Annotated in this window: 22 protein-coding genes and 1 other RNA gene; 17 read left to right on the plus strand and 6 right to left on the minus strand. The window is 59.7% G+C overall.

Features of this window, described 5'->3' with window-relative positions; all coding sequences use genetic code 11:
* Positions 1-313: 313 nt before the first annotated feature.
* On the minus strand, positions 314-523 hold the full coding sequence (locus tag AGR1_RS12840; RefSeq protein ID WP_003492998.1) for a cold shock domain-containing protein: 210 nt from the start codon (positions 521-523) through the stop codon (positions 314-316).
* Between the two features lie 468 nt (positions 524-991).
* Between AGR1_RS12840 and AGR1_RS12850 the strand changes: the two genes are divergently transcribed.
* The 3 genes from AGR1_RS12850 (at position 992) to AGR1_RS12860 (ending at position 4910) form a co-directional block, all read left to right on the plus strand.
* Positions 992-1450: a YbaK/EbsC family protein gene (locus tag AGR1_RS12850; RefSeq protein WP_080791947.1), complete on the plus strand. Its 459-nt coding sequence runs from the start codon at positions 992-994 to the stop codon at positions 1448-1450.
* A 146-nt stretch (positions 1451-1596) separates the two neighbouring features.
* Positions 1597-3891 carry a transglycosylase domain-containing protein gene (locus AGR1_RS12855; RefSeq protein WP_149147065.1) on the plus strand — a complete coding sequence of 765 codons (2295 nt, stop codon included), beginning with the start codon at positions 1597-1599 and terminating at the stop codon, positions 3889-3891.
* A 290-nt stretch (positions 3892-4181) separates the two neighbouring features.
* A complete protein-coding gene (locus tag AGR1_RS12860; protein WP_080791952.1) occupies positions 4182-4910 on the plus strand; it encodes a sugar transferase in 729 nt (242 codons plus the stop codon).
* A 92-nt stretch (positions 4911-5002) separates the two neighbouring features.
* Here the strand turns inward: AGR1_RS12860 and AGR1_RS12865 are convergent, their stop codons facing one another.
* Positions 5003-5578 (minus strand): cytochrome c family protein, encoded by a 576-nt coding sequence (locus AGR1_RS12865; RefSeq protein WP_080791954.1) that lies wholly within the window; start codon positions 5576-5578, stop codon positions 5003-5005.
* A gap of 150 nt (positions 5579-5728) precedes the next feature.
* Between AGR1_RS12865 and AGR1_RS12870 the strand changes: the two genes are divergently transcribed.
* Both AGR1_RS12870 and AGR1_RS12875 read left to right on the plus strand, forming a co-directional pair.
* Positions 5729-6484 (plus strand): 3-deoxy-manno-octulosonate cytidylyltransferase, encoded by a 756-nt coding sequence (locus AGR1_RS12870; RefSeq protein ID WP_149147066.1) that lies wholly within the window; start codon positions 5729-5731, stop codon positions 6482-6484.
* 11 nt (positions 6485-6495) lie between these two features.
* A complete protein-coding gene (locus AGR1_RS12875) occupies positions 6496-7359 on the plus strand; it encodes a prephenate dehydratase (RefSeq protein ID WP_080791958.1) in 864 nt (287 codons plus the stop codon).
* Between the two features lie 15 nt (positions 7360-7374).
* On the opposite strand, the gene nudC is transcribed toward AGR1_RS12875, so the two are convergent.
* Both nudC and AGR1_RS12885 read right to left on the minus strand, forming a co-directional pair.
* The gene (nudC, locus tag AGR1_RS12880; RefSeq protein WP_080791959.1) at positions 7375-8337 is read right to left on the minus strand and encodes an NAD(+) diphosphatase; all 963 of its coding nucleotides are present in this window, start codon (positions 8335-8337) and stop codon (positions 7375-7377) included.
* A complete protein-coding gene (locus AGR1_RS12885; RefSeq protein WP_187772134.1) occupies positions 8337-8765 on the minus strand; it encodes an HIT family protein in 429 nt (142 codons plus the stop codon). Before AGR1_RS12885 ends, nudC begins: the two co-directional genes overlap by 1 nt.
* A gap of 64 nt (positions 8766-8829) precedes the next feature.
* On the opposite strand from AGR1_RS12885, the gene ffs reads away from it, so the two are divergent.
* The 3 genes from ffs to AGR1_RS12900 all read left to right on the plus strand — a co-directional run bounded on the left by ffs (position 8830) and on the right by AGR1_RS12900 (position 11229).
* Positions 8830-8926, plus strand: an RNA gene (gene ffs / locus AGR1_RS12890) — signal recognition particle sRNA small type.
* 80 nt (positions 8927-9006) lie between these two features.
* Positions 9007-10881 carry a DNA polymerase III subunit gamma/tau gene (locus AGR1_RS12895; RefSeq protein WP_149147067.1) on the plus strand — a complete coding sequence of 625 codons (1875 nt, stop codon included), beginning with the start codon at positions 9007-9009 and terminating at the stop codon, positions 10879-10881.
* Positions 10882-10905: 24 nt separating this feature from the next.
* Entirely contained in the window at positions 10906-11229 is a 324-nt protein-coding gene (locus tag AGR1_RS12900) for a YbaB/EbfC family nucleoid-associated protein (protein ID WP_003507179.1), read from the plus strand.
* A gap of 57 nt (positions 11230-11286) precedes the next feature.
* On the opposite strand, the gene AGR1_RS12905 is transcribed toward AGR1_RS12900, so the two are convergent.
* Positions 11287-11922 carry an MOSC domain-containing protein gene (locus tag AGR1_RS12905; protein ID WP_162927470.1) on the minus strand — a complete coding sequence of 212 codons (636 nt, stop codon included), beginning with the start codon at positions 11920-11922 and terminating at the stop codon, positions 11287-11289.
* A gap of 37 nt (positions 11923-11959) precedes the next feature.
* Here AGR1_RS12905 and recR point away from each other — a divergent pair, with 37 nt between their 5' ends.
* The gene (gene recR / locus AGR1_RS12910; RefSeq protein WP_003507177.1) at positions 11960-12565 is read left to right on the plus strand and encodes a recombination mediator RecR; all 606 of its coding nucleotides are present in this window, start codon (positions 11960-11962) and stop codon (positions 12563-12565) included.
* Between the two features lie 36 nt (positions 12566-12601).
* On the plus strand, positions 12602-13867 hold the full coding sequence (locus tag AGR1_RS12915) for a lytic murein transglycosylase (protein WP_149147068.1): 1266 nt from the start codon (positions 12602-12604) through the stop codon (positions 13865-13867).
* Between the two features lie 20 nt (positions 13868-13887).
* Here AGR1_RS12915 and AGR1_RS12920 read toward each other — a convergent pair whose 3' ends face one another.
* Entirely contained in the window at positions 13888-15516 is a 1629-nt protein-coding gene (locus AGR1_RS12920) for an MFS transporter (protein ID WP_004439071.1), read from the minus strand.
* A gap of 286 nt (positions 15517-15802) precedes the next feature.
* On the opposite strand from AGR1_RS12920, the gene rimP reads away from it, so the two are divergent.
* The 7 genes from rimP (at position 15803) to rpsO (ending at position 23557) form a co-directional block, all read left to right on the plus strand.
* Positions 15803-16399, plus strand: coding sequence for a ribosome maturation factor RimP (gene rimP, locus AGR1_RS12925; protein ID WP_077983273.1), 597 nt, complete (start codon positions 15803-15805; stop codon positions 16397-16399).
* 63 nt (positions 16400-16462) lie between these two features.
* Positions 16463-18079: a transcription termination factor NusA gene (gene nusA, locus AGR1_RS12930; protein WP_080791972.1), complete on the plus strand. Its 1617-nt coding sequence runs from the start codon at positions 16463-16465 to the stop codon at positions 18077-18079.
* The gene (locus AGR1_RS12935; protein WP_080791974.1) at positions 18076-18777 is read left to right on the plus strand and encodes an RNA-binding protein; all 702 of its coding nucleotides are present in this window, start codon (positions 18076-18078) and stop codon (positions 18775-18777) included. The genes nusA and AGR1_RS12935 overlap by 4 nt, the downstream gene beginning before the upstream one ends.
* Positions 18778-18879: 102 nt before the next feature.
* Positions 18880-21621 (plus strand): translation initiation factor IF-2, encoded by a 2742-nt coding sequence (gene infB / locus AGR1_RS12940; protein ID WP_149147069.1) that lies wholly within the window; start codon positions 18880-18882, stop codon positions 21619-21621.
* Between the two features lie 134 nt (positions 21622-21755).
* Positions 21756-22172, plus strand: a complete 417-nt coding sequence (rbfA, locus tag AGR1_RS12945; protein ID WP_003507167.1) for a 30S ribosome-binding factor RbfA — start codon at positions 21756-21758, stop codon at positions 22170-22172.
* A 3-nt stretch (positions 22173-22175) separates the two neighbouring features.
* On the plus strand, positions 22176-23123 hold the full coding sequence (gene truB, locus AGR1_RS12950) for a tRNA pseudouridine(55) synthase TruB (protein ID WP_149147070.1): 948 nt from the start codon (positions 22176-22178) through the stop codon (positions 23121-23123).
* A gap of 164 nt (positions 23124-23287) precedes the next feature.
* Positions 23288-23557 (plus strand): 30S ribosomal protein S15, encoded by a 270-nt coding sequence (rpsO, locus tag AGR1_RS12955; protein WP_003492949.1) that lies wholly within the window; start codon positions 23288-23290, stop codon positions 23555-23557.
* Positions 23558-23671: the final 114 nt, after the last annotated feature.

The raw sequence follows: 23671 nt of genomic DNA on the forward strand, positions 1-23671 counted from the left end.
TTTTCCGCCAATGCCAGTACATCCGTGGTCAAAGCGTTCAACGGTGATGTTCCAGAGCGCGTCCACTTCCATGGCCGCTGCATTTCACCATCAGGATCGGCTGCTTCGGTTAATCTTTGGTTAACACGATAACAGCGGCACTTTCAAAATGCCCGCCTGACAGCTCTCATCCGAAACACTGTTGAACCCTATATTGGTATGCACTTGCGCCTTTTCAAGGCCCGCCTGTTCGCCGCGTCTTTCAAAAGAAAAAAGGCCGGAAAAATCCGGCCTTTCCATTCATGCGAGTGACCCTTTCGGGCCAAAACGCTTATCAGGCAGCAACGAGGTTGCCTGCGGACATCTTGCCCGAGCGGCGGTCCTGCATCAGCTCGTAGGAGAGCTTCTGGCCGTCGTTGAGAGCGGTAAGGCCCGCACGCTCAACAGCGGAGATGTGAACGAATACGTCCTGCGAACCGTCGTCAGGCTGAATGAAGCCGTAGCCCTTGGTTGCGTTGAACCACTTTACTGTACCAGTCGCCATAACGATTTCCTTCCGTTGGCAATTGTATTTGCACTGCAAGCAGTGCGGACTTGGGTCGAATTTGAAGGAAAAGATCGTCGTGAGCGTCTAAAAAGACGCCGAAGCTCTGGTCGTCAAACAAATATCGATGGCGAAGTACGTAGGTTGGAAGGGGCTCAAAGTCAAGTTTCTTTGAACAGAGCAGTCGCCGAGAGGAGACGGGCGAGGCGACAACCAAATCGCCAAAAAGCAAAAACCCGGCGCGGGAGGAGGTGCGCCGGGTTCTTGAAACTGACTGACAATTGGGAGGAGGAGTATTGTCAGTCCAATCGGGCGACGCTGGGAGGAGGAGTGCGTCGCTTCGATGATTTGAAGATACAGGATCGCCGCTTAAAAAACAGACGTTTCATCGCAGCGCAGCATTGCGTATATTGCATAGCTATTCCGGGGCGACTTGAAGCTTCTCCGCGTAACGCCTAATAAACACGCATGTCTATCGAATCCGTCAGAGCTTTTTTCACCGAAAAGTCACCCGAAATTGTCGTGATTGAAACGGAAACGAGTTCGGCGACCGTCGCCTTGGCCGCCGAAGCGCATGGTGTCGACCCTGACCAGATTGCGAAAACCATTTGCCTGAAGGCGGGTGAAACCATTCTTCTCGTCGTCGCCGCCGGCATGAAGCGGCTCGACAACCGCAAATTCCGCGATCATTTCGGCGTAAAGCCGCGTATGCTCGGACCGGAAGAGGTTGTTGCCGTGACCAGCCATCCCATCGGCGGCGTGTGCCCTTTCGGCCTGCCTTCCCGGCTTCCGGTGTTTTGCGACATATCGCTGAAAAACTACCGCGAGGTGGTTCCCGCGGCCGGCGCCACCAATGCGGCGGTGAAGATTTCGCCGGAGATTATGGCCGAATTGACTGGAGCGGAATGGGTCGACGTCTGCCAATGACGCCGATTTGATCCGGCCAAGACTTAACCCCGCCTTAAATTGCCGCATTTAAACTCTTCATCCTGGATTAAGAATCGCGCAGGCATAGACGCCTTAAACCCGAACGGGATGTGCGCGGTTTCGCAAATAGGAGCGACTTCGGCTGGATGGCAGGCAAAGGTAAATCACGCGAACGGGTAGAACCCTCCTTCGGGGATTTCCACGAGTCCGGTGATGACCTGCGTCTTGACGCCAGCGAGCGCATCAGCGGAACCACAAAGCATCAAGCCAGAAAACCCAAGCCGACATCCGGCCGCACAAAATCCAGAAAAAAAGAAAAGCACACCCGCAGTTTCGGCCGCGGCGCAGCAGGTTTCATTCGCTCCCTCGTTTATTGGTGCATCGTACTCGGCATCTGGGGCGGCATCGGTGTCGCAGGTCTTGTTCTCTATTACGGCGCGCGCATGCCGAGCGCCAGCAGCTGGTCCATTCCCGAACGTCCGCCGAATGTGAAGATCGTTTCGGTCAATGGCAGCGTGCTGGCCAATCGCGGCACCACCGGCGGTGAGGCGCTCGCGCTGGAAGATATGTCGCCCTATATTCCGCAGGCCGTCATGGCGATCGAGGATCGGCGGTTTTATTCGCATTTCGGGGTCGATCCGCTCGGCCTCGGACGCGCCATCGTCACGAATGTGCTGACGGGGCGGGCCGTGCAGGGCGGCTCGACTCTGACGCAGCAGCTCGCGAAAAACCTGTTCCTTTCGCCGGACAGGACGCTGGAACGCAAGGTTCAGGAAGTGCTGCTGTCCTTCTGGCTGGAGCACAAGTTCACCAAGGATCAGATTCTCGCGATGTATCTCAATCGCGTCTATTTCGGCTCCAACGCCTATGGCGTCGAGGCGGCGTCTAGGCGCTACTTCAACAAATCCGCGCGCGACGTCAATCTGGGCGAGGCGGCCATGCTCGCCGGGCTTCTCAAAGCCCCTTCACGCCTTTCACCGGCGCGCGATCCGCAGGCGGCAGAAGAACGGGCGCAGGTCGTGCTGCAATCCATGCGCGATGTCGGTTTCATCACCGATGACGAAATCAAGACCGCCATGTCGCAGCCCCCGACCAAGGCGAAACGTTTCTGGTCGGGCGCCGAGCATTACGCCGCCGATATGGTGCTGGAAGAAGTGCGCAGCCTGGTCGGCGAGGTCAAGCAGGACATCGTTGTCGATACCACCATCGACCCCAATCTCGAGCGCGACGCCGAGAAGGCGCTGACCCATGTGCTGCAGGGTGACGGCAAGAAGCAGGGCGCTTCGCAGGCGGCGCTGGTTTCCATCGATGGTACGGGTGCGATCCGCGCGGTCGTCGGTGGAGCGGATTATGCGGAAAGCCAGTTCAACCGCGCCGTGAAGGCAAAACGGCAACCCGGCTCGGCTTTCAAGCCCTTCGTTTACGTCGCCGCACTCGAATCGGGGCTTACCCCCTACACGATCCGCAATGACGCACCGGTGCGAATTGGCAACTGGACACCGGAAAATTACGAGAAGAAATATCGCGGCGAAGTCACGCTCGCCACTGCGCTTGCCAATTCGCTGAACACGATCGCCGCACAACTGGTGATGGAAGTCGGCCCGGAACGGGTGACACAGGTGGCCCATCGCATGGGCATCGAATCCGAGCTGCAGAACAATGCTTCCATCGCGCTCGGCACCTCGGAAGTGTCGCTGATGGAGCTGACCGCCTCCTATGCTCCCTTCATGAATGGTGGCTACAAGGCGACACCACATATCGTCAAACGCATCACCGATGCCGACGGCAAAGTGCTTTACGAAAACAAATACGACAATCCGCCGCGCGTGCTGAGCGAAGAGATCGCCGCGACCATGAACAGCATGCTGTCGCGCGTCATCACCGAAGGCACCGGCAGGGCGGCACGGCTGAAGGGCTGGCAGGCGGCAGGAAAATCCGGCACGACCCAGTCCTTCCGCGACGCCCTTTTTGTCGGTTATACAAGCAACCTGACCACAGGCGTCTGGTTCGGCAATGACGACGGCACATCAATGAAGAAGGTCACCGGCGGTGGGCTTCCCGCAAAGGCCTGGAAAGACTTCATGACCGCCGCCCATTCGGGGCTTTCGCCCTCGCCGCTCTTCGGGCTTGGCGCAGGCGGCGTGCCGCCGCTTGGGGAAATGCAGCAGCCGGCACCGGAAAACGCACCCTCCTCCATCGGCGATATCATTTCCAATGCGCTTGGAGGCGGTACTGCGGATACCCGTGCCTATCCCCAAGCCCCGGTTGCGCCGAACCCGAATCAGCCGGGTATGCCGATGCCGCCGGCAAATATCCCTTCCCGCGATATCGAGCCTGGCTATTCAGCCGGCAACGGGCCTGTACCTCCCGCCGATATCGGCGGTCAGGCGCCATCCGGACCGAAGCAGACGACCCTGCTCGATATTCTGATGGGAAACTGACGGCTTAGAGTGACCGAAAGGCGCTGCTCTCAGGGCCGATGGCGATTTCGCCAGCACTGCATGGAAACTCCCGATTTTGCAGGATTTGGTTCCATGCGACTGGCCGTCTCCGCAGCCACGAGCGGAGATGATGCCAGCGCCGCAACATCCGCGTGTAGTCGTATTAACCGTAGATTGCCATTTCCGCCGTGGCGGTTACATTTCGGATGACTTTTTACGGTAAATGAATTATTAATCGTTCATATAAATTAATTTTCTTCTATCAAAATAACTTTTCAGGGCTTTATATTATGCTGGGTACTAAAGGCTCATCGCATGCCGTTTTTTACGGTGCCTCCTATTCCGCAGCCACAACTTTCGAATCGCCGGAAACGCAACCTTCCTCTTCGGAAAAAACCGTCTCCGCGTTCCTGCGCGGCCAGTTCGCGCTCAAAAGAACGATGGATATTGCAGGGGCGTCCATCGCCCTTGTCGCGCTCGCGCCGGTGTTGCTCACTGTAGCAGTGATGGTCAAACTCGACAGCAAGGGGCCGGTCCTGTTTTCGCAGGTCCGGTGGGGCATGAACGGGCGGAAAATCCGTGTCTATAAATTCCGCTCCATGAGGACCGACCTTTGTGATGCCACCGGCGTGGCGCAAACGGTGAAGAACGATCCCAGAATAACCCGGATCGGCGCAATTCTTCGCCGCACCAATATCGATGAACTGCCGCAGCTTCTGAATGTGCTGAAAGGCGATATGTCACTGGTCGGGCCTCGCTGCCATGCCATCGGCATGCTGGCGGCCGGTCGTCTTTATGAAGAGCTTGTGCCACACTACCATATGCGGCACAGGGTGCGACCGGGCATTACCGGCCTAGCCCAGATGCGAGGATTGCGCGGCCCGACGGATCGCAGCGACAAGGCCCGCGCCCGAATCGTCTCCGATCTTTATTACGTCGACAATTTTTCGATCTGGCTGGATATCAAGATCATGGTCGGAACGGTGATTTCCGAATTGCGCGGCGGCAAGGGCTTCTGATTCATCAGGCGCCATTGCCGCATTAGCAACCCGCACAAAAATAAAAGCCCGGCAGCGATGCCGGGCTTTTATCCATGAAACCATCATGACCATCAGTTCATCGGTGCGGGCGCCGCATTCGGATCCGGAAGCGGTGCCGGGTTTGCCGACAGCGAGCGCAGATAAGCGATGAGATCGGCTCTTTCGGTTTCCTTCTTCACGCCTGCAAAGCCCATGGCCGTGCCGGGAACGTGTTTCTTCGGAGCTTCGAGGAAGTAGTTGAGATGATCGTAATCCCAGTGAACGGAACCGCCTTTGGAGAAATCCTTCATCCCCGCAGAATAGCTGAAACCTTCGTGGCTGGCGATCGGCCGGTTGACGACATCGAAGAGATTGGGGCCGACCTTGTTTGCACCACCACTCTCTCCGGTATGACAGCTCGTACATTTCTTGAAGACCGTCTCGCCTTTGGCGGCATCGGCGCTCGCAAGCAATTGCGCGATCGGCGTCGCGGCTGCCGCGGCTTCTCCGCCGGCTGCTTCGCCGCCACCCTCTGCCGCAGCAATGGCGTAACCTTCCTTCTCGGGCGCCGGCGCATGAAAAATGCCCTCAGAGGCAATCGACACCGACATCAGAACGAAAACCGTGCCCAGCAACGCCCCAACGCCCATATTAACATAAGAATTCATCTATATGCGCTCCCTCGCATCCGCTCCATATAACCGGGCATCTTGAAATTACTCGAAAGCTATGGCTTTTGCACAGCCTGCGCAACTTGAATAATGGTCCCCACACCGTGACGTTTTGACACTTTTCGGGCGGGATTTGAAGGGTGTCGGATGAAGAATCGGGAATTCGAGAAAGCTGTCGTCCTCATACCGGCGCGGATGGCATCCACGCGCCTGCCGGGCAAGCCGCTCGCCGACATTGGCGGCAAGCCGATGATCGTGCAGGTGGCCCTTCGGGCGCGCGAGGCAGGCGCCGAACGAATCGTCGTTGCGGTCGATGACGAACAGGTATTTTCCGCGGTTCAGAATGCCGGTTTTGACGTGATGATGACTCGCGACGACCACCAATCAGGGTCGGACCGGATTTTCGAAGCGCTGCAGAAAGCCGACCCCTACGGCAATGCGGAATATGTCATCAATGTCCAGGGCGATCTTCCGACCATCGAAGCGGAGACGATCCGCGCTTCGCTGCGTCCGCTGGAAAATGCCGCCGTCGATATTGCGACACTGACGGTCGAAATCACCGACGAGGAAGAAAAAACCAATCCGAACGTGGTGAAAGTCGTTGGCAGCCCGCTTTCCGACACACGGCTGCGGGCGCTTTATTTTACCCGCACCACCGCCCCATATGGCGATGGTCCGCTTTATCATCATATCGGGCTTTACACCTATCGCCGTGCAGCACTTGAGACATTCGTGAGCCTGCCGCCTTCGCCGCTGGAAAAGCGCGAAAGGCTGGAACAGCTGCGCGCGCTGGAAGCGGGCATGCGCATCGACGCCGAAATCGTCAGTTCCGTGCCGCTCGGTGTCGACACGCCACACGATCTGGAAAAAGCCCGCAAAATCCTCGCAAGCAGAACTCTCTAACGGAAAGTCCCATGACCTTGAGCACAAATCGCATTGCCTTCCAGGGCGAATTCGGTGCGAATTCCGATATGGCCTGCCGTGACATGTTCCCGGATATGGAGCCCTTGCCTTGCCCGACATTCGAGGACGCCTTCAACGCCATTGAAAACGGCGAAGCCGATCTCGGCATGATCCCGATTGAAAACACGCTGGCCGGCCGCGTTGCGGATATTCATCACCTGCTGCCGGAATCGCGTCTGCACATCATCGGCGAATATTTTATGCCGATCCGCTTTCAGCTGATGGTGATGCCGGGCGTGAAAAAGGACGAGATCCGAACTGTCCACAGCCACATTCACGCGCTGGGCCAATGCCGGAAAATCATCCGCTCGAACGGCTGGAAGCCCGTCATCGCCGGCGACACGGCGGGCTCCGCGAGACTGGTATCTGAAAAGGGCGACCGCAGCATGGCGGCACTTGCGCCGCGCCTTGCCGCCAGCCTCTACGGCCTCGATATTCTCGCTGAAAACGTCGAGGATTCGGAAAACAACGTCACGCGTTTCGTTGTGCTTTCCCGCGATGAAAACTGGGCCAAGCGTCAATCGAGCGACGAAATCGTCGTCACCACCTTCGTTTTCAATGTTCGCAATATTCCGGCTGCGCTCTACAAGGCCATGGGCGGTTTCGCGACGAACGGCATCAACATGACGAAGCTCGAAAGCTATCAGCTCGGCGGTAAATTCGTGGCGACGCAGTTTTATGCCGATATCGAAGGCCATCCCGATGACGAGCCGGTGCGGCATGCGCTGGACGAGCTGCGCTTCTTCTCTGAAAAAGTCCGCATTCTCGGCGTCTACAAGGGCCATGCGATGCGCGGCAAGCTCAATCAGGGTTGAGCCTGCCAAACGCGATTATTTCGTCCATTCCACCCAGTCGCGCATCAGCCGGTGCGCGATGGCGCCGCCGGGAGGCGCGGAAAAGCCCTCACCCGTTGCAGTCTCCAGCATCTTTGCGACGTCCGCCCGTGTGAACCAGCGGCAATCCTCCAGTTCGATCTCATCGCGGGCAATATCGAAAGACAGCGCCTCTGCATAACAGCCGATCATCAGTGTATGCGGCATCGGCCAGGGCTGCGACGCGTGATAACGCACGCGACCGACTTCAACACCGGATTCCTCATGCGTTTCGCGGCGGACGGCCTGCTCGATGGTTTCGCCCGGCTCCACAAAGCCGGCAAGACACGAATACATGCCCGGTGCAAAATGCGCACCGCGGCCGAGCAGGCAGAGATCACGCTCGATATCGATCGTCATCATGATGACGACAGGATCCGTGCGGGGAAAAATCGTGTGGTTGCAGGCGGCGCAGATACGCTTGTAGCCACCGATGCGCAGCTCCATGGCACCGCCGCACTTACCGCAAAATCGATTGTCGGCGTTCCAATGGGTGAGGCTGACGGCCTGGGCAACCTCGCTCAGCAATTCCTCATCGAGAAGATGATCGCGATAAAGGGTACGGGCGTCGGCGAGTTTATAGTGGCTCGCCAGCTGATCCTCGGCCACGGCGACCGGCACCGCAATTCTCGGCTCGCCGGTTTCGCGATATCCGAGCAGCACGGCATTGTCGAAATCCGGCTGCAACTCGGCCAACTCATAGGCGGAAAACAGGGGATCGATGACCTGCTCGTCATGTTTCAGGACAAGCCGGTTTCCCGAGAAGGCAAAAATATGAGTGCCATCGACTTTGAGCGCATCGGCAACGCACTCTTCCGACCGTTTTTCGGCAAAACGGTCGAGGGCGTTCTTGGAAAAGGCTGTCAGCAGGCTTGCTTCGGGATGGGGGGCAGTGGTTTCAAAAATTTTCATGGAAATCATCAGAGCGCGCCGGAGATCTTTTTCATCAAAACTTCCTTTTCACCCGCCGCGTAAGGCACCGCCGTTCCGTGACCCCAGATGGGACCCGGCCAGCAGGTATCGCCTTCATTACGGGCGATTATATGGACATGAAGCTGCCGGACGATATTGCCCAAAGCACCGACATTGATCTTGGTGGCTCCGGTGATTTCTTTCAAGGCAGAGGCGACGAGATTGGTCTCGAATGTCAGCACCGCCTGGTCAAGCGGGGTGAGATCGAACAATTCGCTGACGCCGTCCCGCTGCGGCACCAGCACCAGCCAGGGCCAGCGTTTGTCGTTTTGCAAACGCAGTTCACATAGTCCCAAACGCGTCACAAGCACGCTGTCGCGCGCCAGTCTGTCGTCCAGCCGGAATGTCTCCAAGGTGTCCTCCATGTTTGTTTTCATTGTGATAGCAGTTTTTTGAAGGCTTGGCTTGCATTTGCTTTCGATATTGCCGATATGTGGCCCGGGAGGTTGGTGGTGGACGAGCCACTCGCCAACCGGGTCAGGTCCGGAAGGAAGCAGCCCTAACGAGCCCGGCACGGGTCGCCGTGCCAGCCTCCCACCTTTTTTTAAAAGACGTGCTCAGCTTTCGCCGGGCCAGTTCAGCGCCCCAAGATAACTGGCAAAACAAACTGGCGAGGCGATGAGCGACACCGTACCCACCACAACAAGCGAATCCCAGGTCGGGACCGGCTACCGGGTACTGGCGCGCAAATATCGCCCCAAGGATTTTTCCGATCTGATGGTCGGCCAGGAGCCGATGGTCCGCACGCTGACCAACGCGTTCGAGACCGGACGCATCGCTCAGGCCTATATGCTGACCGGCGTTCGCGGCGTGGGCAAGACAACCACGGCCCGTATTCTCGCCCGCGCGTTGAACTACAAGACCGACACCATCGACAAACCGACCATCGACCTTCGTATTCCCGGCGAGCATTGCCAGGCGATCATGGAAGGTCGGCATGTCGACGTCATCGAAATGGACGCCGCCTCCCATACCGGCATCGACGATATTCGCGAGATCATCGAACAGGTGCGCTATCGCCCGGTCTCGGCGCGCTACAAGGTCTACATCATCGACGAAGTGCACATGCTGTCGACGCAGGCTTTCAACGGTCTTCTGAAGACCTTGGAAGAGCCGCCGGAGCATGTGAAATTCATCTTTGCGACCACCGAAATCCGCAAGGTTCCGATCACCGTGCTGTCGCGCTGCCAGCGTTTCGACCTGCGCCGCATCAGCGCCGCCGATCTGGTCGGCCTGTTCACCGCCATTGCGGGCAAGGAGGGTTTCGAAGCCGATTCGCAGGCGCTGTCGATGATCGCCCGCGCCGCCGAAGGTTCCGCGCGTGACGGCCTTTCCCTGCTCGATCAGGCTATTGCCCATGGCGGAGGCCGCGTGGAGGCCGAAGCGGTGCGCGGTATGCTCGGCCTTGCCGACCGTGCCCGCATCGTCGATCTCTTCCAGCATGTCGTCAAAGGCGATGTCGCAGCAGCCCTTTCGGAATTCAACGGACAATATGAGGCGGGCGCGAACCCCGTCGTCGTATTGAACGATCTTGCCGATTTCACCCATCTCGTCACCCGCATGAAATATGTGCCTGACGCGGCGGAAGACCCCTCGCTTTCCGAGATCGAACGCGTGCGTGGCGCGGAGTTTGCCGAAACCATCGCGGTGACGGCGCTGTCGCGCATCTGGCAGATGCTGCTGAAGGGCATTCCGGAAACGGAAAACGCCTCACGCCCGGCGGGTGCGGCCGAAATGGTGCTGATCAGGCTTTCGCACGCCGCCAATCTGCCCGCACCGGAAGATGCCGCGCGGCGCTTGGCGGAGCTTTCCAGTGGCGAGGGCGGTTACGCCAATGGCGGGCCTTCAGGCGGCGGCAATGGTGGTGGCGCGCGCGCCTATTCGTCGGCGCAGACCGTGGCAGCGGCAAGACCTGCAGAATTTGCCGCCCCGAGGCAGGCCGGTCTGCAGCCCTCCACGATGCTGCGCGCCGTTCCAGACAGCCGCCCACAGGAAATGCAGGTTGCAGCCCCGAAAACCGAAGATCGCCCGGAGCCAAAGGTTCCTGTCAATTCGGTGCAGGATATTGCCGATCTCTGCCAGAAGAACCGGGATCCCGTCATGCGGGCGAAGGTGCGCAACTTTGTGCGGCTGGTGCGGCTGGAGCCCGGCCGACTTGATATGCGCCTCGGCGAAGGCGCGCCCGGCTCTCTGCCCGGCGAGCTTGGCGTCAAGCTCAAGGAATGGACCGGTATCCACTGGATCATAAGCCTCAGCAAGGAACAGGGCGAACCGACCCTCGTCGAAGCTGAAGGCAATGCCCGGGATGCCCGTCTTGTCGATGCGCGCCAGGATCCTGACGTCGCCGCCATTCTGGCGCAGTTTCCCGGTGCAAAAATCACCGACGTGCGCATCCGCGCCGCCGCACAGGATGAGGCCGAAGAGATCGCGCCGCCATCGGTCGCCGAATCGAGCGAAGGCGACATCCTTCCCGGCGACGACATCGAATTTTAAGCAAGAAGAACAGGAGTTTGGCACATGCGTGACATCATGGGCATGATGGGCAAGGTCAAGGAAATGCAGTCCAAGATGGAGAAGGTGCAGGAAGAAATCGCCGCCCTTGAAGTCGAAGGCAGGGCCGGCGGCGGTCTGGTGACCGTCATTCTCAACGGCAAGGGCGAAATGCGCGGCCTGAAAATCGATCCTTCGCTGTTCAAGGAAGACGAGGTAGAAATCCTCGAAGACCTGATCGTGGCTGCCCACAAGGACGCCAAGGAAAAGGGCGAAGCGCAGGCGCAGGAAAAGATGGCCGGCCTGACCGCCGGTCTGCCGCTGCCGCCCGGCATGAAATTCCCGTTCTGATATAATCCGACCGAAGAGGATGGCGTGACGCACGCCATCCTCGCGTCAAGACAGGGTCTAGGCTTCCAGCATCGCGCGGAACCGGCTTGCAAGCGGCGTTTCGAGATAGGCCCTGCGTTCGGCTGCACCGAGTTGCATGGGGCGGAAGCGCTGCAGAATAGTCGGTATCGGCAGTTTCGTTCCCCGATAGGGTTCGAAGGCGATATCCTCTCCGGCCGTGAGCATTCCGCCTTTCAACACCCGGCAATAAAAACCTGGCTGACCAGCCTGCCGGAAGCGCGGTGCGAAATCGGGATCGCCGATGTGGGCCGACAGCGTGGCGCAGGGAATACGGGCGGCGGTCACCTCCAGCACGACTTCGCTGGCCGAAAACCTGTCGCCGACATGGAGTTTTGCGCTGTCGACATCCTCCAGCACGAGGTTTTCACCGAAAAATCCCGGTTCGACCACAAAATCCAGAGAGCGGGACCAGAAGTCGAGATCGACGGACCCCATGACGTAAATCGCCTGATCCGGCCCGCCGTGATGTTTGCGATTGCAGACGGCGTCACTGACGATACCTTCCGCGTCAACCATGACCGGGCCCTGCACGGCGTGTTTGAAGATGCCTGTCTTCGTCGTCTTTCCCGGCAGGCTTTTTGCCTCGCCGCGGCATACCGCCCTAATTTTCATGGTTTGCCCCTTGAGCTTCATGATTCCCGTTTCCCGATTTATGCAGTAGAAAGCGCTCATGGCAAAACGAGTCACCGGTCCCGAAATTGAAAAACTGATCCAGCTTCTGGCAAAAGTGCCGGGGCTCGGCCCCCGTTCGGCGCGGCGTGCGGCGTTGCATCTCATCAAGAAGAAAGAGCAACTTCTCGGGCCGCTGGGTCATGCCATGGGCGAAGCCTATGACAAGGTGAAGATTTGCTCCTGCTGCGGCAATGTCGATACGATCGATCCCTGCACCGTCTGCGCCGATGACCGGCGCGACCAGTCAGTCATCATCGTGGTGGAAGACGTGTCGGATTTGTGGGCGCTGGAACGCACGGGCGCGATGAACACAGCCTATCACGTTCTGGGCGGTACATTGTCGCCGCTTGATGGCGTCGGACCGGAGGACCTGAATATCAAGGGCCTGATCGACCGTGTCAGCGCCGGCGGTATCCGCGAGCTTATCATCGCCGTCAATGCGACGGTGGAGGGACAGGCAACCGCCCACTACATCACCGACCGCCTTTCCGGTCTCGACATCAAGATCACCCGGCTTGCGCATGGCGTGCCGGTGGGCGGCGAACTTGACTATCTCGATGAGGGTACGTTGACGGCGGCGCTTCGGGCGCGAACGACGATCTGAAGTCTCTATACTCCCCGTCATTCAAGAGGAGACCAAATGCGACACCATTTCGCCTCGAAGGCACTGGCTGCACTTCTTTCCATTTTTTCCGCAACGACGGCCCTGGCGCAGTCGGTGCCGACAGGCGCAGCGGCAGCCCGATATGACTCCGAATTTAACGCGTGGCTGAAAAAGGAAATCTGGCCGGAAGCCCGTAAGGCTGGCATTTCCCAAAAGACGCTTGAAGCCACGCTCAGCGGTCTCTCCATCAGCTGGAACCTGCCCGATCTCGTCATTCCCGGTCAGAAGCCGCCAAAGGAGCAGAGCCAGAGCCAGGCGGAATTTTCATCGCCCGGCGCTTATTTCTCCGAAAAGCGACTGCAGGGGCTTGCCAGCACCGGTCGTTCGCTTGCCGCCACGCACGCCGCGACGCTGCGGCGGATTGAAGCGGAATATGGTGTGCCCGGCGAGATCATCGTTGCGATTTGGGGCCGCGAATCCGGTTTCGGCCGGGCAAAACTGCCGCATTCCGTGGTCGATGTGCTGGCCACGAAAGCCTATATGTCGACCCGCAAGGAGATGTTCCGCGCCGAGCTGATCGACGCGCTGAAGATCGTCGAAAGCGGCGATATCGCGGCCTCGCGCATGATGGGTTCCTGGGCCGGCGCGCTTGGCCAGCCACAATTCATGCCGTCGAGCTACCTCAAATATGCCGTGGATTTCGATGGCGACGGCCACCGCGATATCTGGAGTTCCGTGCCGGATGCGCTGGCATCCATAGCGAACTATCTTTCCCAGCGCGGCTGGCAGCGCAATCGCGATTGGGGTTTTGAAGTTGCGATCCCCGCCAATGTCTCCTGCGCGCAGGAAGGCCCTGATCTTGCCCGGCCGGTGGCCGACTGGGCGAAGATGGGCATTACCCGCATTTCCGGAAAAGCTTTTCCGGCCAATGACCTGACCGCCGACGGCATGATGCTGGTGCCGGCCGGGCGGCACGGGCCGGAATTTGTGGTGACGCCGAATTTCTACGTCATCAAAGAATATAACAATTCCGATCTCTACGCGCTGTTCATCGGCAATCTCGCTGACCGCATCGCCCATGGGGCGGGACCTTTCAAGGGTGAGTGGGGCAATGTCGGATCGATGCTGCGCTCGGATGTTCTCGCCATGCAGAAGGCGCTTGTGGCCAAAGGTTACGATGTCGGCAAGGCGGACGGGCTGGCCGGTTTCAAGACGCGCCGGTCGCTCGGGAACTGGCAGGTGAAGAACGGCCTGTCGCCGACCTGCTTTCCCGATGCGACGCTGAAGGCGAAACTGAGATAATCCGCCTTAGCCCTCGCCTCTCAATGTTGATCGGTATGGGGCTTGTGAAAGATATCGTCGGTCGGTGGAATGGTCTGCCGCTCGATCATCCGATGAACCCGGGGTCGCGTCTTGCCACGGTGAAGCTCGAGCAGCCGGTCCCAGGCCTCCGCATCCGCCTGGGTGCGGCGGTGGTTGTGGCGGACATACTCCACCCATGTCGGCACATGGTAGCTTTCGGTCCAGATGTCGGGGTTTTCCAGATCGCGCATCAGGTTCCAGTTGCGGGCGCCGTCCCGGATGCGGATACGGCGGCGCTCGGCCATCAGCGGCAGGAATTCGCCGAGATCCTCGTCATGGATTTCGTAATCGATCAGAATGGCGATCGGCCCGCTGCGCGGTTTGATATCAAGTCTGAGCGGCGGCTCCACGAAGCGGTTGAGCGGATCGAGGTTGAGCGAGGCGAAAGCCGGCATGGCGAGCTTGAGACCGACGACGACGCCAAGCAACATCAGCGCGCAGGAACAGAGCAGCGAATAGGAAATGCCGTAATCTTCCGCCAGCTCGCCCCACAGCCAGCTGCCGACCGCAATGCCGCCGAAGGTGAGCGTCTGGTAAAGCGACAGCGCCCTGCCCACCACCCATCGCGGGGTGGAGAGCTGGACGATGGTGTTGAAGAGCGACAGCGCCAGAACCCAGCAGGCGCCAGCAACGGTCAGCACCAGTGAAGTGATGATGGCGCTCGTGCTCACCGCCGTCACACCGGCGCTGAAGGCGAAGCCTAAAAAGGCAACGCGCACGATCCATTCGCTGGACAGAACCTCGCGCAATCTGGCGCTGATCAGCGCGCCGCCGATGGCGCCGACGCCGAATGCACCCAGCATGACGCCGTAGGTCAAGGGGCCGCCCTCGACCAGATCGCGGGCGACGATGGGCATCAAGGCAAGGATGGCGCTGGCGGAAAGGCCGAATAGGAAGCCTCGCACCAGCACCTTGCCGATATTGGGCGACATCGCCACATAGCGCATGCCGGCCGATATGGCGGCCAGAAGCTGCTCGCGTGGCAGCGTCGAGGCATATTTGGGCGGCTGCCAGCGAAACAGGGCGTAAATCAGCGTGAAATAGCTCAGCGCATTCACGAAAAAGGCGGCAGCTGCGCCGGCGGCCGCGACGATGATGCCGCCGATGGCCGGGCCGACACTGCGGGTAATATTGAAACCGACGCTGTTCAGCGTCACGGCGGCGGGCAGATCCTCGCGCGGCACCATCTCGCCGACGGATGCCTGCCAGGACGGATTGTTGAGCGCGGTGCCGCAGCCGATCATGAAGGTGAAGAAGAGAAGCAGCCAGGGCGTGAGCCAGCCGGACCAGGCAAAGACGGTGAGCAGCACGGAGGCCGTCAGCATCAGGAGCTGCGCCGAAATCATGATGCGGCGGCGGTCGAAACTATCTGCCAGCGCGCCTGAAATCAGCGAGAACAGCATGATCGGCAAAGAGGTGGAGGCCTGCACCAGCGCGATCATGTTTTCCGAACTTGAGAGCGACGTCATCATCCATGCGGCGCCCACCGCCTGGATCAGTCCGCCGAAATTCGAGGCGAGGCTGGCGATCCAGATTCGTCTGTAAGTCAAATGCCTTAAAGGCGCGAGTGGCGATTTACGGTCAGGCACGCTCTGTCCACTTGATGCAACTGCGATTTGTCAAACGGCAACTATAGACAGCGCCGGCGATCATGCCAGCCTTTCCGGCATGGTAAGGGTGAAAATGTGGCCGGACCGTTACCGAAACACAGACGCCTGCGAAAACCTTGCAATCCTGCCCCAATAGGTCTATATGACCTTTGAAATTCTTGATCGCTTGATGAAGAGTGGGGCCGCAAGGCTCCGCTCTTTTTCGTTAGGCGAACCGGAAACCACGGGCTGACTGCCCGATGAACATCAAAGACCGGAAGGCCAGATGGCAGATACCGCACAAGAACCGCGACTGATAACCGAAACAGGCATCGACCAGCGCATTGCCGAGATCATCGAGCCTGTTCTGACGGGCATGGGATATCTCCTGGTGCGCGTGCGGCTCTCCAACCAGAACGGCATGACGCTGCAGGTGATGGCCGAGCGCGAAGACGGAACCATGACCGTTCAGGACTGCGAAGCCATTTCGATGGCGATTTCACCGGTTCTTGATGTGGAAGATCCGGTCGATAAAGCGTATCATCTCGAAGTTTCATCGCCCGGTATCGACCGGCCGATGGTTCGCAAATCGGATTTCACCCGCTGGCAGGGCCATCTGGTGAAGGTCGAAACCTCCATTCTGGTCGAGAACCGCAAGCGGTTTCGCGGCAAGATCGTTGAGGTTGATGCTGACGGCTTCAAGCTGGAACGCGACCAGATCGCTTATGGCGAAGAGCCGACAGTCATTGTTCCGTTCACCGCGCTTTCGGATGCAAAGCTCATTCTGACGGACGACCTTATTCGTGATGCGCTTCGGGCAGACAAGGCGGCCAAGGCCGCTGCCGCAAACCAGAACGACGAAAACGAAGCAGACGAAGACTAATTCCAACGTAAAGCCCGGAAAACGGGCGATCCCCGCAATTATGCGACTTACGGAGATATAAAAATGGCAGTGAGTGCTAACCGGCTTGAGCTTCTGCAGATCGCCGATGCTGTGGCGCGCGAAAAGGTCATCGACCGCGAAATCGTGCTTGCCGCAATGGCCGACGCTATCCAGAAAGCCGCACGCTCGCGCTATGGTTCGGAAACCAACATTCGCGCCGACATCAACTCCAAGACCGGCGAAATCCGCCTGCAGCGTCTTCTGGAAGTTGTCGAAGCGGCTGAGGACTATTCGACCCAGATCCCGCTGGAGCTTGCCCGCGACCGCAATCCGGACGCCAAGCTTGGCGATTTCATTGCCGATCCGCTGCCGCCGATGGATTTCGGCCGTATCGCCGCGCAGTCGGCCAAGCAGGTGATCGTGCAGAAGGTGCGTGAAGCCGAGCGTGACCGTCAATATGACGAGTTCAAGGACCGCATCGGCGAAATCGTCAACGGCACCGTCAAGCGCGTCGAATACGGCAACGTCATCGTCGATCTCGGCCGTGGCGAAGGCATCATCCGTCGCGACGAGATGATCCCGCGTGAAAACATGCGCTACGGCGACCGCGTGCGCGCTTACGTCTACGACGTTCGCCGCGAACAGCGCGGCCCGCAGATTTTCCTGTCGCGTACGCATCCGCAGTTCATGGTGAAGCTCTTCACCATGGAAGTTCCGGAAATTTACGACGGCATCATCCAGATCAAGTCGGTGGCCCGTGATCCTGGTTCGCGCGCCAAGATCGCCGTGATCTCGAACGATAGTTCGATCGATCCGGTCGGCGCCTGCGTCGGTATGCGCGGTTCGCGCGTCCAGGCAGTTGTCGGCGAACTTCAGGGTGAGAAGATCGACATCATTCCGTGGAGCCAGGAGCCGGCGTCCTTCATCGTCAACGCCCTGCAGCCGGCGGAAGTCGCCAAGGTCGTTCTGGATGAAGAATCCGAGCGTATCGAAGTGGTTGTTCCCGACGAGCAGCTGTCGCTCGCCATCGGCCGCCGCGGTCAGAACGTGCGTCTGGCATCGCAGTTGACCGGCTGGGATATCGACATCATGACCGAGCAGGAAGAATCCGAGCGTCGCCAGAAGGAATTCAACGAGCGCACGGCCCTCTTCATGGAAGCGCTCGACGTCGACGAAATGGTCGGCCAGGTTCTGGCTTCGGAAGGCTTCGCGCAGGTTGAAGAGCTCGCTTATGTCGATCTCGACGAAATTACCTCGATCGATGGCTTCGACGAAGATACCGCCGACGAAATCCAGACCCGCGCCCGCGAATATCTGGAGCGCCTGGAAGCCGAAATGGATGCCAAGCGCAAGGAACTCGGCGTTTCCGACGAGCTGCGCCAGATCGACGGCCTGACCTCGCAGATGATGGTTGCGCTCGGTGAAGACGGCATCAAGACCATCGAGGACTTTGCCGGCTGTGCAGCGGACGATCTCGTTGGCTGGAGCGAGCGCAAGGACGGCGAGACGAAGAAGTTCGAAGGCATCTTCTCCAAGCTCGATGTTTCGCGCGTCGAAGCAGAGAACATGGTGGTGCAGGCTCGCCTTCTGGCAGGCTGGATCACCGCCGAAGAGCTCGCTTCCGAGCAGGAAGCCGATGTGGAAGCTGCCGAGGAGGCGGATACCGCCGAGCAGGAATGACATCGCAGGCGCATGAGCCGGACGACCTGCCCGAGACTGACGATGACGGGCGGATCAAGGGCGACGTCAACGGACGTATGTGCATTGTGACACGGCAGAGCGGATCGCCAGATGAACTGATCCGCTTCGTCGCAGGACCGGACGGCAACGTCGTGCCGGACCTGAAACGCCAATTGCCGGGGCGCGGTTGCTGGGTGACACCCGAGCGCGCCCTGATCGAGAAGGCAATCGCGAAGAAGTTCTTCGCGCGGGCTCTCAAACGCGACGTCAAGGCCGGGCCCGAGCTTCTTGCTCTTCTCGACCGGCTGATGGCGCAGCATGTGGCTGGTATGATGAATATGGCGCGCAAGGCGGGCCAGTTCATCAGCGGCGCGACGAAGGTCGATGCTGCCGTCCGGTCCGGGAACGCGATCGCCGTGTTCCATGCGACCGATGCTGCGGCCGATGGCGTCAGAAAACTGGACCAGGCCCGCAAGGCCTGGGCGCTCGGCAGCGATGCCGGCAGTGAAATTCCGTCCTTCCGGCTCTTTAGCGAAGCCGAAATGGACGAGTTGATGGGCCAGAATGCTTTTATCCATGCCTGCGCGCTTGCAGGGCAGGCGGGTGAGGGTGTAGTGAAGCGCGCAACGATGCTTGAGCAGTACCGCCTTGGCGGCCAATCTCAGGCGGAACGCGACGCTGCCCGGACAGAACAATGACGCGGTTAACCGACATCAACGGTCGCCGCGTTCCGATGCAGCAATTGAACGACGAGACCTGATGGACGTCATCCGGTTCTCGTCCGAAGGAACGGGAACGGAATGACCGACAACAACGACGACAAGACACTTAACGCACAGCCTAAGAAGACTCTCACCCTCAAGCCGGGCGGGATGAATCAGGGCACCGTGCGGCAGGATATGGGTCGAGGTCGCACGAACGCGGTTGTCGTGGAAACACGCAAGCGCCGCCCCCTGCGTCCGGAAGACGAGAAGCAGGTTCATTCGACCGCAGCGCCCGCTCCGAAGCCGGCCGCCCCTGCCCCCGCGGCAGCACCGCGTCCGCAGGCTCCGCAGCAGCGCATCCACCAGCCCAGCAGCCAGCAGCAGCGTCCGGGTTCCTCCCAGTCGCAGCAGCGTCCCGGCTCGTCCGCACCGCAGCAGCGCCAGCCTGAGCGTCCCCGCGGAAACGTCCTGCACGATCTGTCCGCAGGCGAGATGGAAGCCCGCCGCCGCGCGCTGATGGAAGCGCAGGCTCGTGACGTGATCGAAGCCAAACAGCGGGCCGAAGACGAAGCCCGCCGCAAGGTCGAGGAAGAACGTCGCATTGCCGCCGAAAAGGAAGAAGCTGCGCGCCGTGCCGCCGAGGAAGCCGAAGCCGCCAAGGTTGCGGCAAGCCAGCCGGCCGTGGAAGCGAAATCCGAACAGGCCGCTGAAAAGCCGGCAGTCGCCACTCAGCCAGCGCCGCGCTCGGAGGCTCGCCCTCAGTCCGCCGCTGCCGCACCTGGTCGCGCAACTGCGGAAACCGTCGCTCCGCGTGGGCGTCGTACTGATGGCGACGATGAGGACGATCGCGGTGCCGTGCGTCGCGGCAGCAATCTTCCGGCTCGCGGCAAGGCCCCTACTCCGGTTCCGGCCAAGCCCGCTGCCCGCCTCAAGACCGAAGAAGAGCGTCGTCGCGGCAAGCTCACCGTCACTTCCAATCTGGAAGAAGACGGCACGCAGCGCGGTCGCTCGATGGCATCGATGCGCCGCCGCCAGGAGAAATTCCGCCGCAGCCAGATGCAGGAAACCCGTGAAAAGGTTATGCGCGAAGTGATCCTGCCGGAAACCATTACCATTCAGGAACTGTCGCAGCGCATGTCCGAACGCGCCGTCGACGTCATCAAGTTCCTGATGAAGGAAGGCCAGATGATGAAGCCGGGCGACGTGATCGACGCCGATCTGGCGGAACTGATCGCGGTCGAATTCGGCCATACCGTCAAGCGCGTTTCTGAATCCGACGTCGAAGAAGGCATCTTCAACCAGACGGACGATGAAGGCGAGATGGTTTCCCGCCCGCCCGTCGTCACCATCATGGGTCACGTCGACCACGGCAAGACCTCGCTGCTCGACGCCATCCGTCAGGCGAATGTGGTTGCCGGTGAAGCCGGTGGCATTACCCAGCATATCGGTGCCTATCAGGTCGAGAAGAACGGTCAGAAGATCACCTTCATCGACACTCCCGGCCACGCCGCCTTCACGGCCATGCGTGCCCGTGGTGCGCAGGCAACAGATATCGCCGTTCTCGTGGTCGCCGCTGACGACAGCGTGATGCCGCAGACGATCGAGTCCATCAACCATGCCAAGGCGGCGGGTGTTCCGATCGTCGTTGCGATCAACAAGATCGACAAGCACGAAGCAAACCCGGAGAAGGTTCGCCAGCAGCTGCTGCAGCACGAAGTCTTCGTGGAATCGATGGGCGGTGAAGTTCTTGACGTGGAAGTCTCCGCCAAGAAACAGCTTGGTCTCGACAAACTGCTTGAAGCGATCCTGCTGCAGGCTGAAATTCTCGACCTCAAGGCGGATCCGAACCGTACCGCAGAAGGTACCGTCATCGAAGCGGAACTCGACCGCGGCCGTGGCGCCGTCGCGACAGTTCTCGTGCAGAAGGGTACGCTGAAGCCTGGTCAGATCATCGTGGCCGGCGACCAGTGGGGCCGCGTTCGCGCCCTCGTCAATGACAAGGGTGAACACGTCAAGGAAGCCGGTCCGGCTATGCCAGTCGAGATTCTCGGTCTTTCCGGCACGCCATCTGCCGGTGACCGTTTCGCGGTTGTCGAAAACGAAAGCCGTGCTCGCGAGATTTCCGAGTACCGCCAGCGTCTGGCACGCGACAAGGCTGTCGCCCGTCAGACGGGCCAGCGCGGTTCGCTGGAACAGATGATGAGCCAGCTTCAGACCTCGGGCATGAAGGAATTCCCGCTGGTCATCAAGGCAGACGTGCAGGGTTCGGTCGAAGCCATTATCGCTTCGCTCGACAAACTCGGCACCGACGAAGTCCGCGCTCGTATCGTTCACTCGGGTGCTGGCGCCATCACGGAATCGGATATCTCGCTTGCCGAGGCCTCCAACGCCGCGATCATCGGCTTCAACGTTCGCGCCAACGCACAGGCACGGACGGCTTCCGAACGCGCCGGCATCGAAATCCGCTACTACAACATCATCTACGATCTGGTGGATGACGTGAAGGCGGCGATGTCGGGTCTGCTTTCGCCGGAGCGTCGCGAGACCTTCCTCGGCAATGCCGAAATCCTCGAGGTGTTCAACATCACCAAGGTCGGCAAGGTCGCGGGTTGCCGCGTCGTCGAAGGCAAGGTGGAACGTGGTGCGGGCGTGCGTCTGGTACGCGACAACGTCGTCATCCACGAAGGCAAGCTCAAGACCCTCAAGCGCTTCAAGGACGAAGTCAACGAAGTGCCGGTCGGTCAGGAGTGCGGTATGGCCTTCGAAAACTACGAAGACATCCGCGCCGGCGACACCATCGAGTGCTTCCGCGTCGAACACATCACGAGATCGCTCTAAAGCACTTCCAGGAAAATTGGACCCCGGTTTTCCGTCCGGAAATGCGATAGAACAAAGAGCGTTCTCGCCGCAAAACAGGACTTTACTGTCGGGCGCCGGCTTAACCGGCGCTCGCTCCGTTTGAGGCATTACCAATGGCAAAAGCTACATCATCGGCCCCTTCCCAACGCATGCTGCGCGTCGGCGAACAGGTGCGCGCCGCACTGACGCAAATTCTCCAGCGCGGCGAAGTCCGCGACGACCTGATCGAAGGCACCGTCATTTCCATTTCGGAAGTGCGCATGTCTCCCGATCTGAAGATCGCAACCGCTTATGTGACGCCGCTTGGCGTTGCCGATCACACCGACATCATCACGGCACTCAACCGCCACGCCAAGTTCATGCGCGGCCGCCTCGGCCCGCAGCTTCGGCAGATGAAATATATGCCGGAACTGCGTTTCCGCGACGATACGAGTTTCGACAATTACCAGAAGATCGACGCGCTTCTGCGCTCACCCGAAGTGCAGCGCGATCTTGGGCCTTCAAACGAAAAAGACGACGAACAGAACTGAAGCATGTCCAAACCACGCAAACAGCACAACCGCAAACCCAAGGGCCGCCCGATTTCCGGTTGGCTCATCCTCGACAAACCGCTCGATTTCGGCTCCACCGAGGCCGTTTCCAAGATCAAGTGGCTGTTCAACGCCCAGAAGGCCGGCCATGCCGGTACGCTTGATCCGCTCGCGTCCGGCATGCTGCCAATTGCGCTCGGTGACGCCACCAAGACCGTGCCTTACGTCATGGACGGCCGGAAGATCTACGAATTCACCGTTACCTGGGGCGAGCAACGCGCGACCGACGATCTGGAAGGCGAGGTGGTCGATTCCTCTGATCGGCGCCCGGACGAACAGGCAATCCGCGATATTCTACCCCATTATACCGGCGTGATCATGCAGACGCCGCCGCAATTTTCCGCCATCAAGATCGCCGGCGAGCGTGCCTATGACCTGGCGCGAGACGGCGAGACCGTGGAAATTCCCGCACGCGAGGTGGAAATCCATCGCCTGACGCTGCTGGCCTGCCCCGATGCCGATACAGCGCATTTTGAAGTGGAGTGCGGCAAGGGCACCTATGTGCGGGCGCTGGCCCGCGACATGGGCCGCGATCTCGGCTGTTTCGGCCACATCTCGGAACTGCGCCGCACCATGGTCGCACCCTTCGGCGAAGACATGATGGTGCCACTGGAAACGCTGACGGCACTGGAAGCCATAGAAGACCGCGACGAGCGGTTGGAAGCACTGGATGCCTATCTGATCGACACGGCGGAGGCGCTTTCCGCCCTTCCCCGCCTCATCATCAACGACGACCAGGCGCACCGGCTGAAGATGGGCAACCCCATCCTGCTGCGCGGGCGCGATGCGCCTGCCAACCATCCGGAAGCCTATGCCACCGCGCATGGCAAGCTCGTCGCCATCGGCGAGATCGGCGAAGGCGAGTTCAGGCCGAAGCGGGTTTTCGGCTGAGCCGGGCGGCGCGGGTGGGAATCAATCGCCTCTTTCCATTGCACCCGGAATAGTTTATAGGCAGCGCCAGCTTAGGCTTTGCCTGCGCTACTGAATGGCCAGAGCTGGACGACATCCCGGCTCTTTGGCGTCCCATTTTTCCTTAAAATAGAAAGGATCGTCCGATGTCGATTACTGCAGAGCGCAAAGCCGCCCTCATCAAGGAATATGCCACGAAGGAAGGCGACACCGGTTCTCCGGAAGTTCAGGTCGCTATCCTGACCGAGCGGATCAACAACCTGACCGGTCACTTCAAGGACCACAAGAAGGACAACCACTCCCGTCGTGGCCTTCTGACGCTGGTTTCGAGCCGTCGTTCGCTTCTCGACTATCTGAAGAAGAAGGACGAAGCCCGTTACTCCAAGCTGATCGGTGCTCTCGGCATTCGCCGCTAATAACTTCTCCGGCGGGTTTCGCAACGATGCCCGCCGGTTTTTATATCCGGTCTTCTGAGGCCGCATGAATTTCCGGGCGCTTGCCGCTGATGTGGCCCCCGGACGATAAGGGTG

The sequence above is a fragment of the Agrobacterium sp. B1(2019) genome, assembly GCF_008274755.1.
Classification (GTDB): Bacteria; Pseudomonadota; Alphaproteobacteria; order Rhizobiales; family Rhizobiaceae; genus Agrobacterium; species Agrobacterium salinitolerans.

Coding starts and splice junctions, on each gene's coding strand:
- AGR1_RS12840 (WP_003492998.1), bottom strand. CDS start 523: ATGGCGACTGGTACAGTAAAGTGGTTCAACGCAACCAAGGGCTACGGC.
- AGR1_RS12850 (WP_080791947.1), top strand. CDS start 992: ATGTCTATCGAATCCGTCAGAGCTTTTTTCACCGAAAAGTCACCCGAA.
- AGR1_RS12855 (WP_149147065.1), top strand. CDS start 1,597: ATGGCAGGCAAAGGTAAATCACGCGAACGGGTAGAACCCTCCTTCGGG.
- AGR1_RS12860 (WP_080791952.1), top strand. CDS start 4,182: ATGCTGGGTACTAAAGGCTCATCGCATGCCGTTTTTTACGGTGCCTCC.
- AGR1_RS12865 (WP_080791954.1), bottom strand. CDS start 5,578: ATGAATTCTTATGTTAATATGGGCGTTGGGGCGTTGCTGGGCACGGTT.
- AGR1_RS12870 (WP_149147066.1), top strand. CDS start 5,729: ATGAAGAATCGGGAATTCGAGAAAGCTGTCGTCCTCATACCGGCGCGG.
- AGR1_RS12875 (WP_080791958.1), top strand. CDS start 6,496: ATGACCTTGAGCACAAATCGCATTGCCTTCCAGGGCGAATTCGGTGCG.
- nudC (WP_080791959.1), bottom strand. CDS start 8,337: ATGATTTCCATGAAAATTTTTGAAACCACTGCCCCCCATCCCGAAGCA.
- AGR1_RS12885 (WP_187772134.1), bottom strand. CDS start 8,765: ATGAAAACAAACATGGAGGACACCTTGGAGACATTCCGGCTGGACGAC.
- AGR1_RS12895 (WP_149147067.1), top strand. CDS start 9,007: ATGAGCGACACCGTACCCACCACAACAAGCGAATCCCAGGTCGGGACC.
- AGR1_RS12900 (WP_003507179.1), top strand. CDS start 10,906: ATGCGTGACATCATGGGCATGATGGGCAAGGTCAAGGAAATGCAGTCC.
- AGR1_RS12905 (WP_162927470.1), bottom strand. CDS start 11,922: ATGAAGCTCAAGGGGCAAACCATGAAAATTAGGGCGGTATGCCGCGGC.
- recR (WP_003507177.1), top strand. CDS start 11,960: ATGGCAAAACGAGTCACCGGTCCCGAAATTGAAAAACTGATCCAGCTT.
- AGR1_RS12915 (WP_149147068.1), top strand. CDS start 12,602: ATGCGACACCATTTCGCCTCGAAGGCACTGGCTGCACTTCTTTCCATT.
- rimP (WP_077983273.1), top strand. CDS start 15,803: ATGGCAGATACCGCACAAGAACCGCGACTGATAACCGAAACAGGCATC.
- nusA (WP_080791972.1), top strand. CDS start 16,463: ATGGCAGTGAGTGCTAACCGGCTTGAGCTTCTGCAGATCGCCGATGCT.
- AGR1_RS12935 (WP_080791974.1), top strand. CDS start 18,076: ATGACATCGCAGGCGCATGAGCCGGACGACCTGCCCGAGACTGACGAT.
- infB (WP_149147069.1), top strand. CDS start 18,880: ATGACCGACAACAACGACGACAAGACACTTAACGCACAGCCTAAGAAG.
- rbfA (WP_003507167.1), top strand. CDS start 21,756: ATGGCAAAAGCTACATCATCGGCCCCTTCCCAACGCATGCTGCGCGTC.
- truB (WP_149147070.1), top strand. CDS start 22,176: ATGTCCAAACCACGCAAACAGCACAACCGCAAACCCAAGGGCCGCCCG.
- rpsO (WP_003492949.1), top strand. CDS start 23,288: ATGTCGATTACTGCAGAGCGCAAAGCCGCCCTCATCAAGGAATATGCC.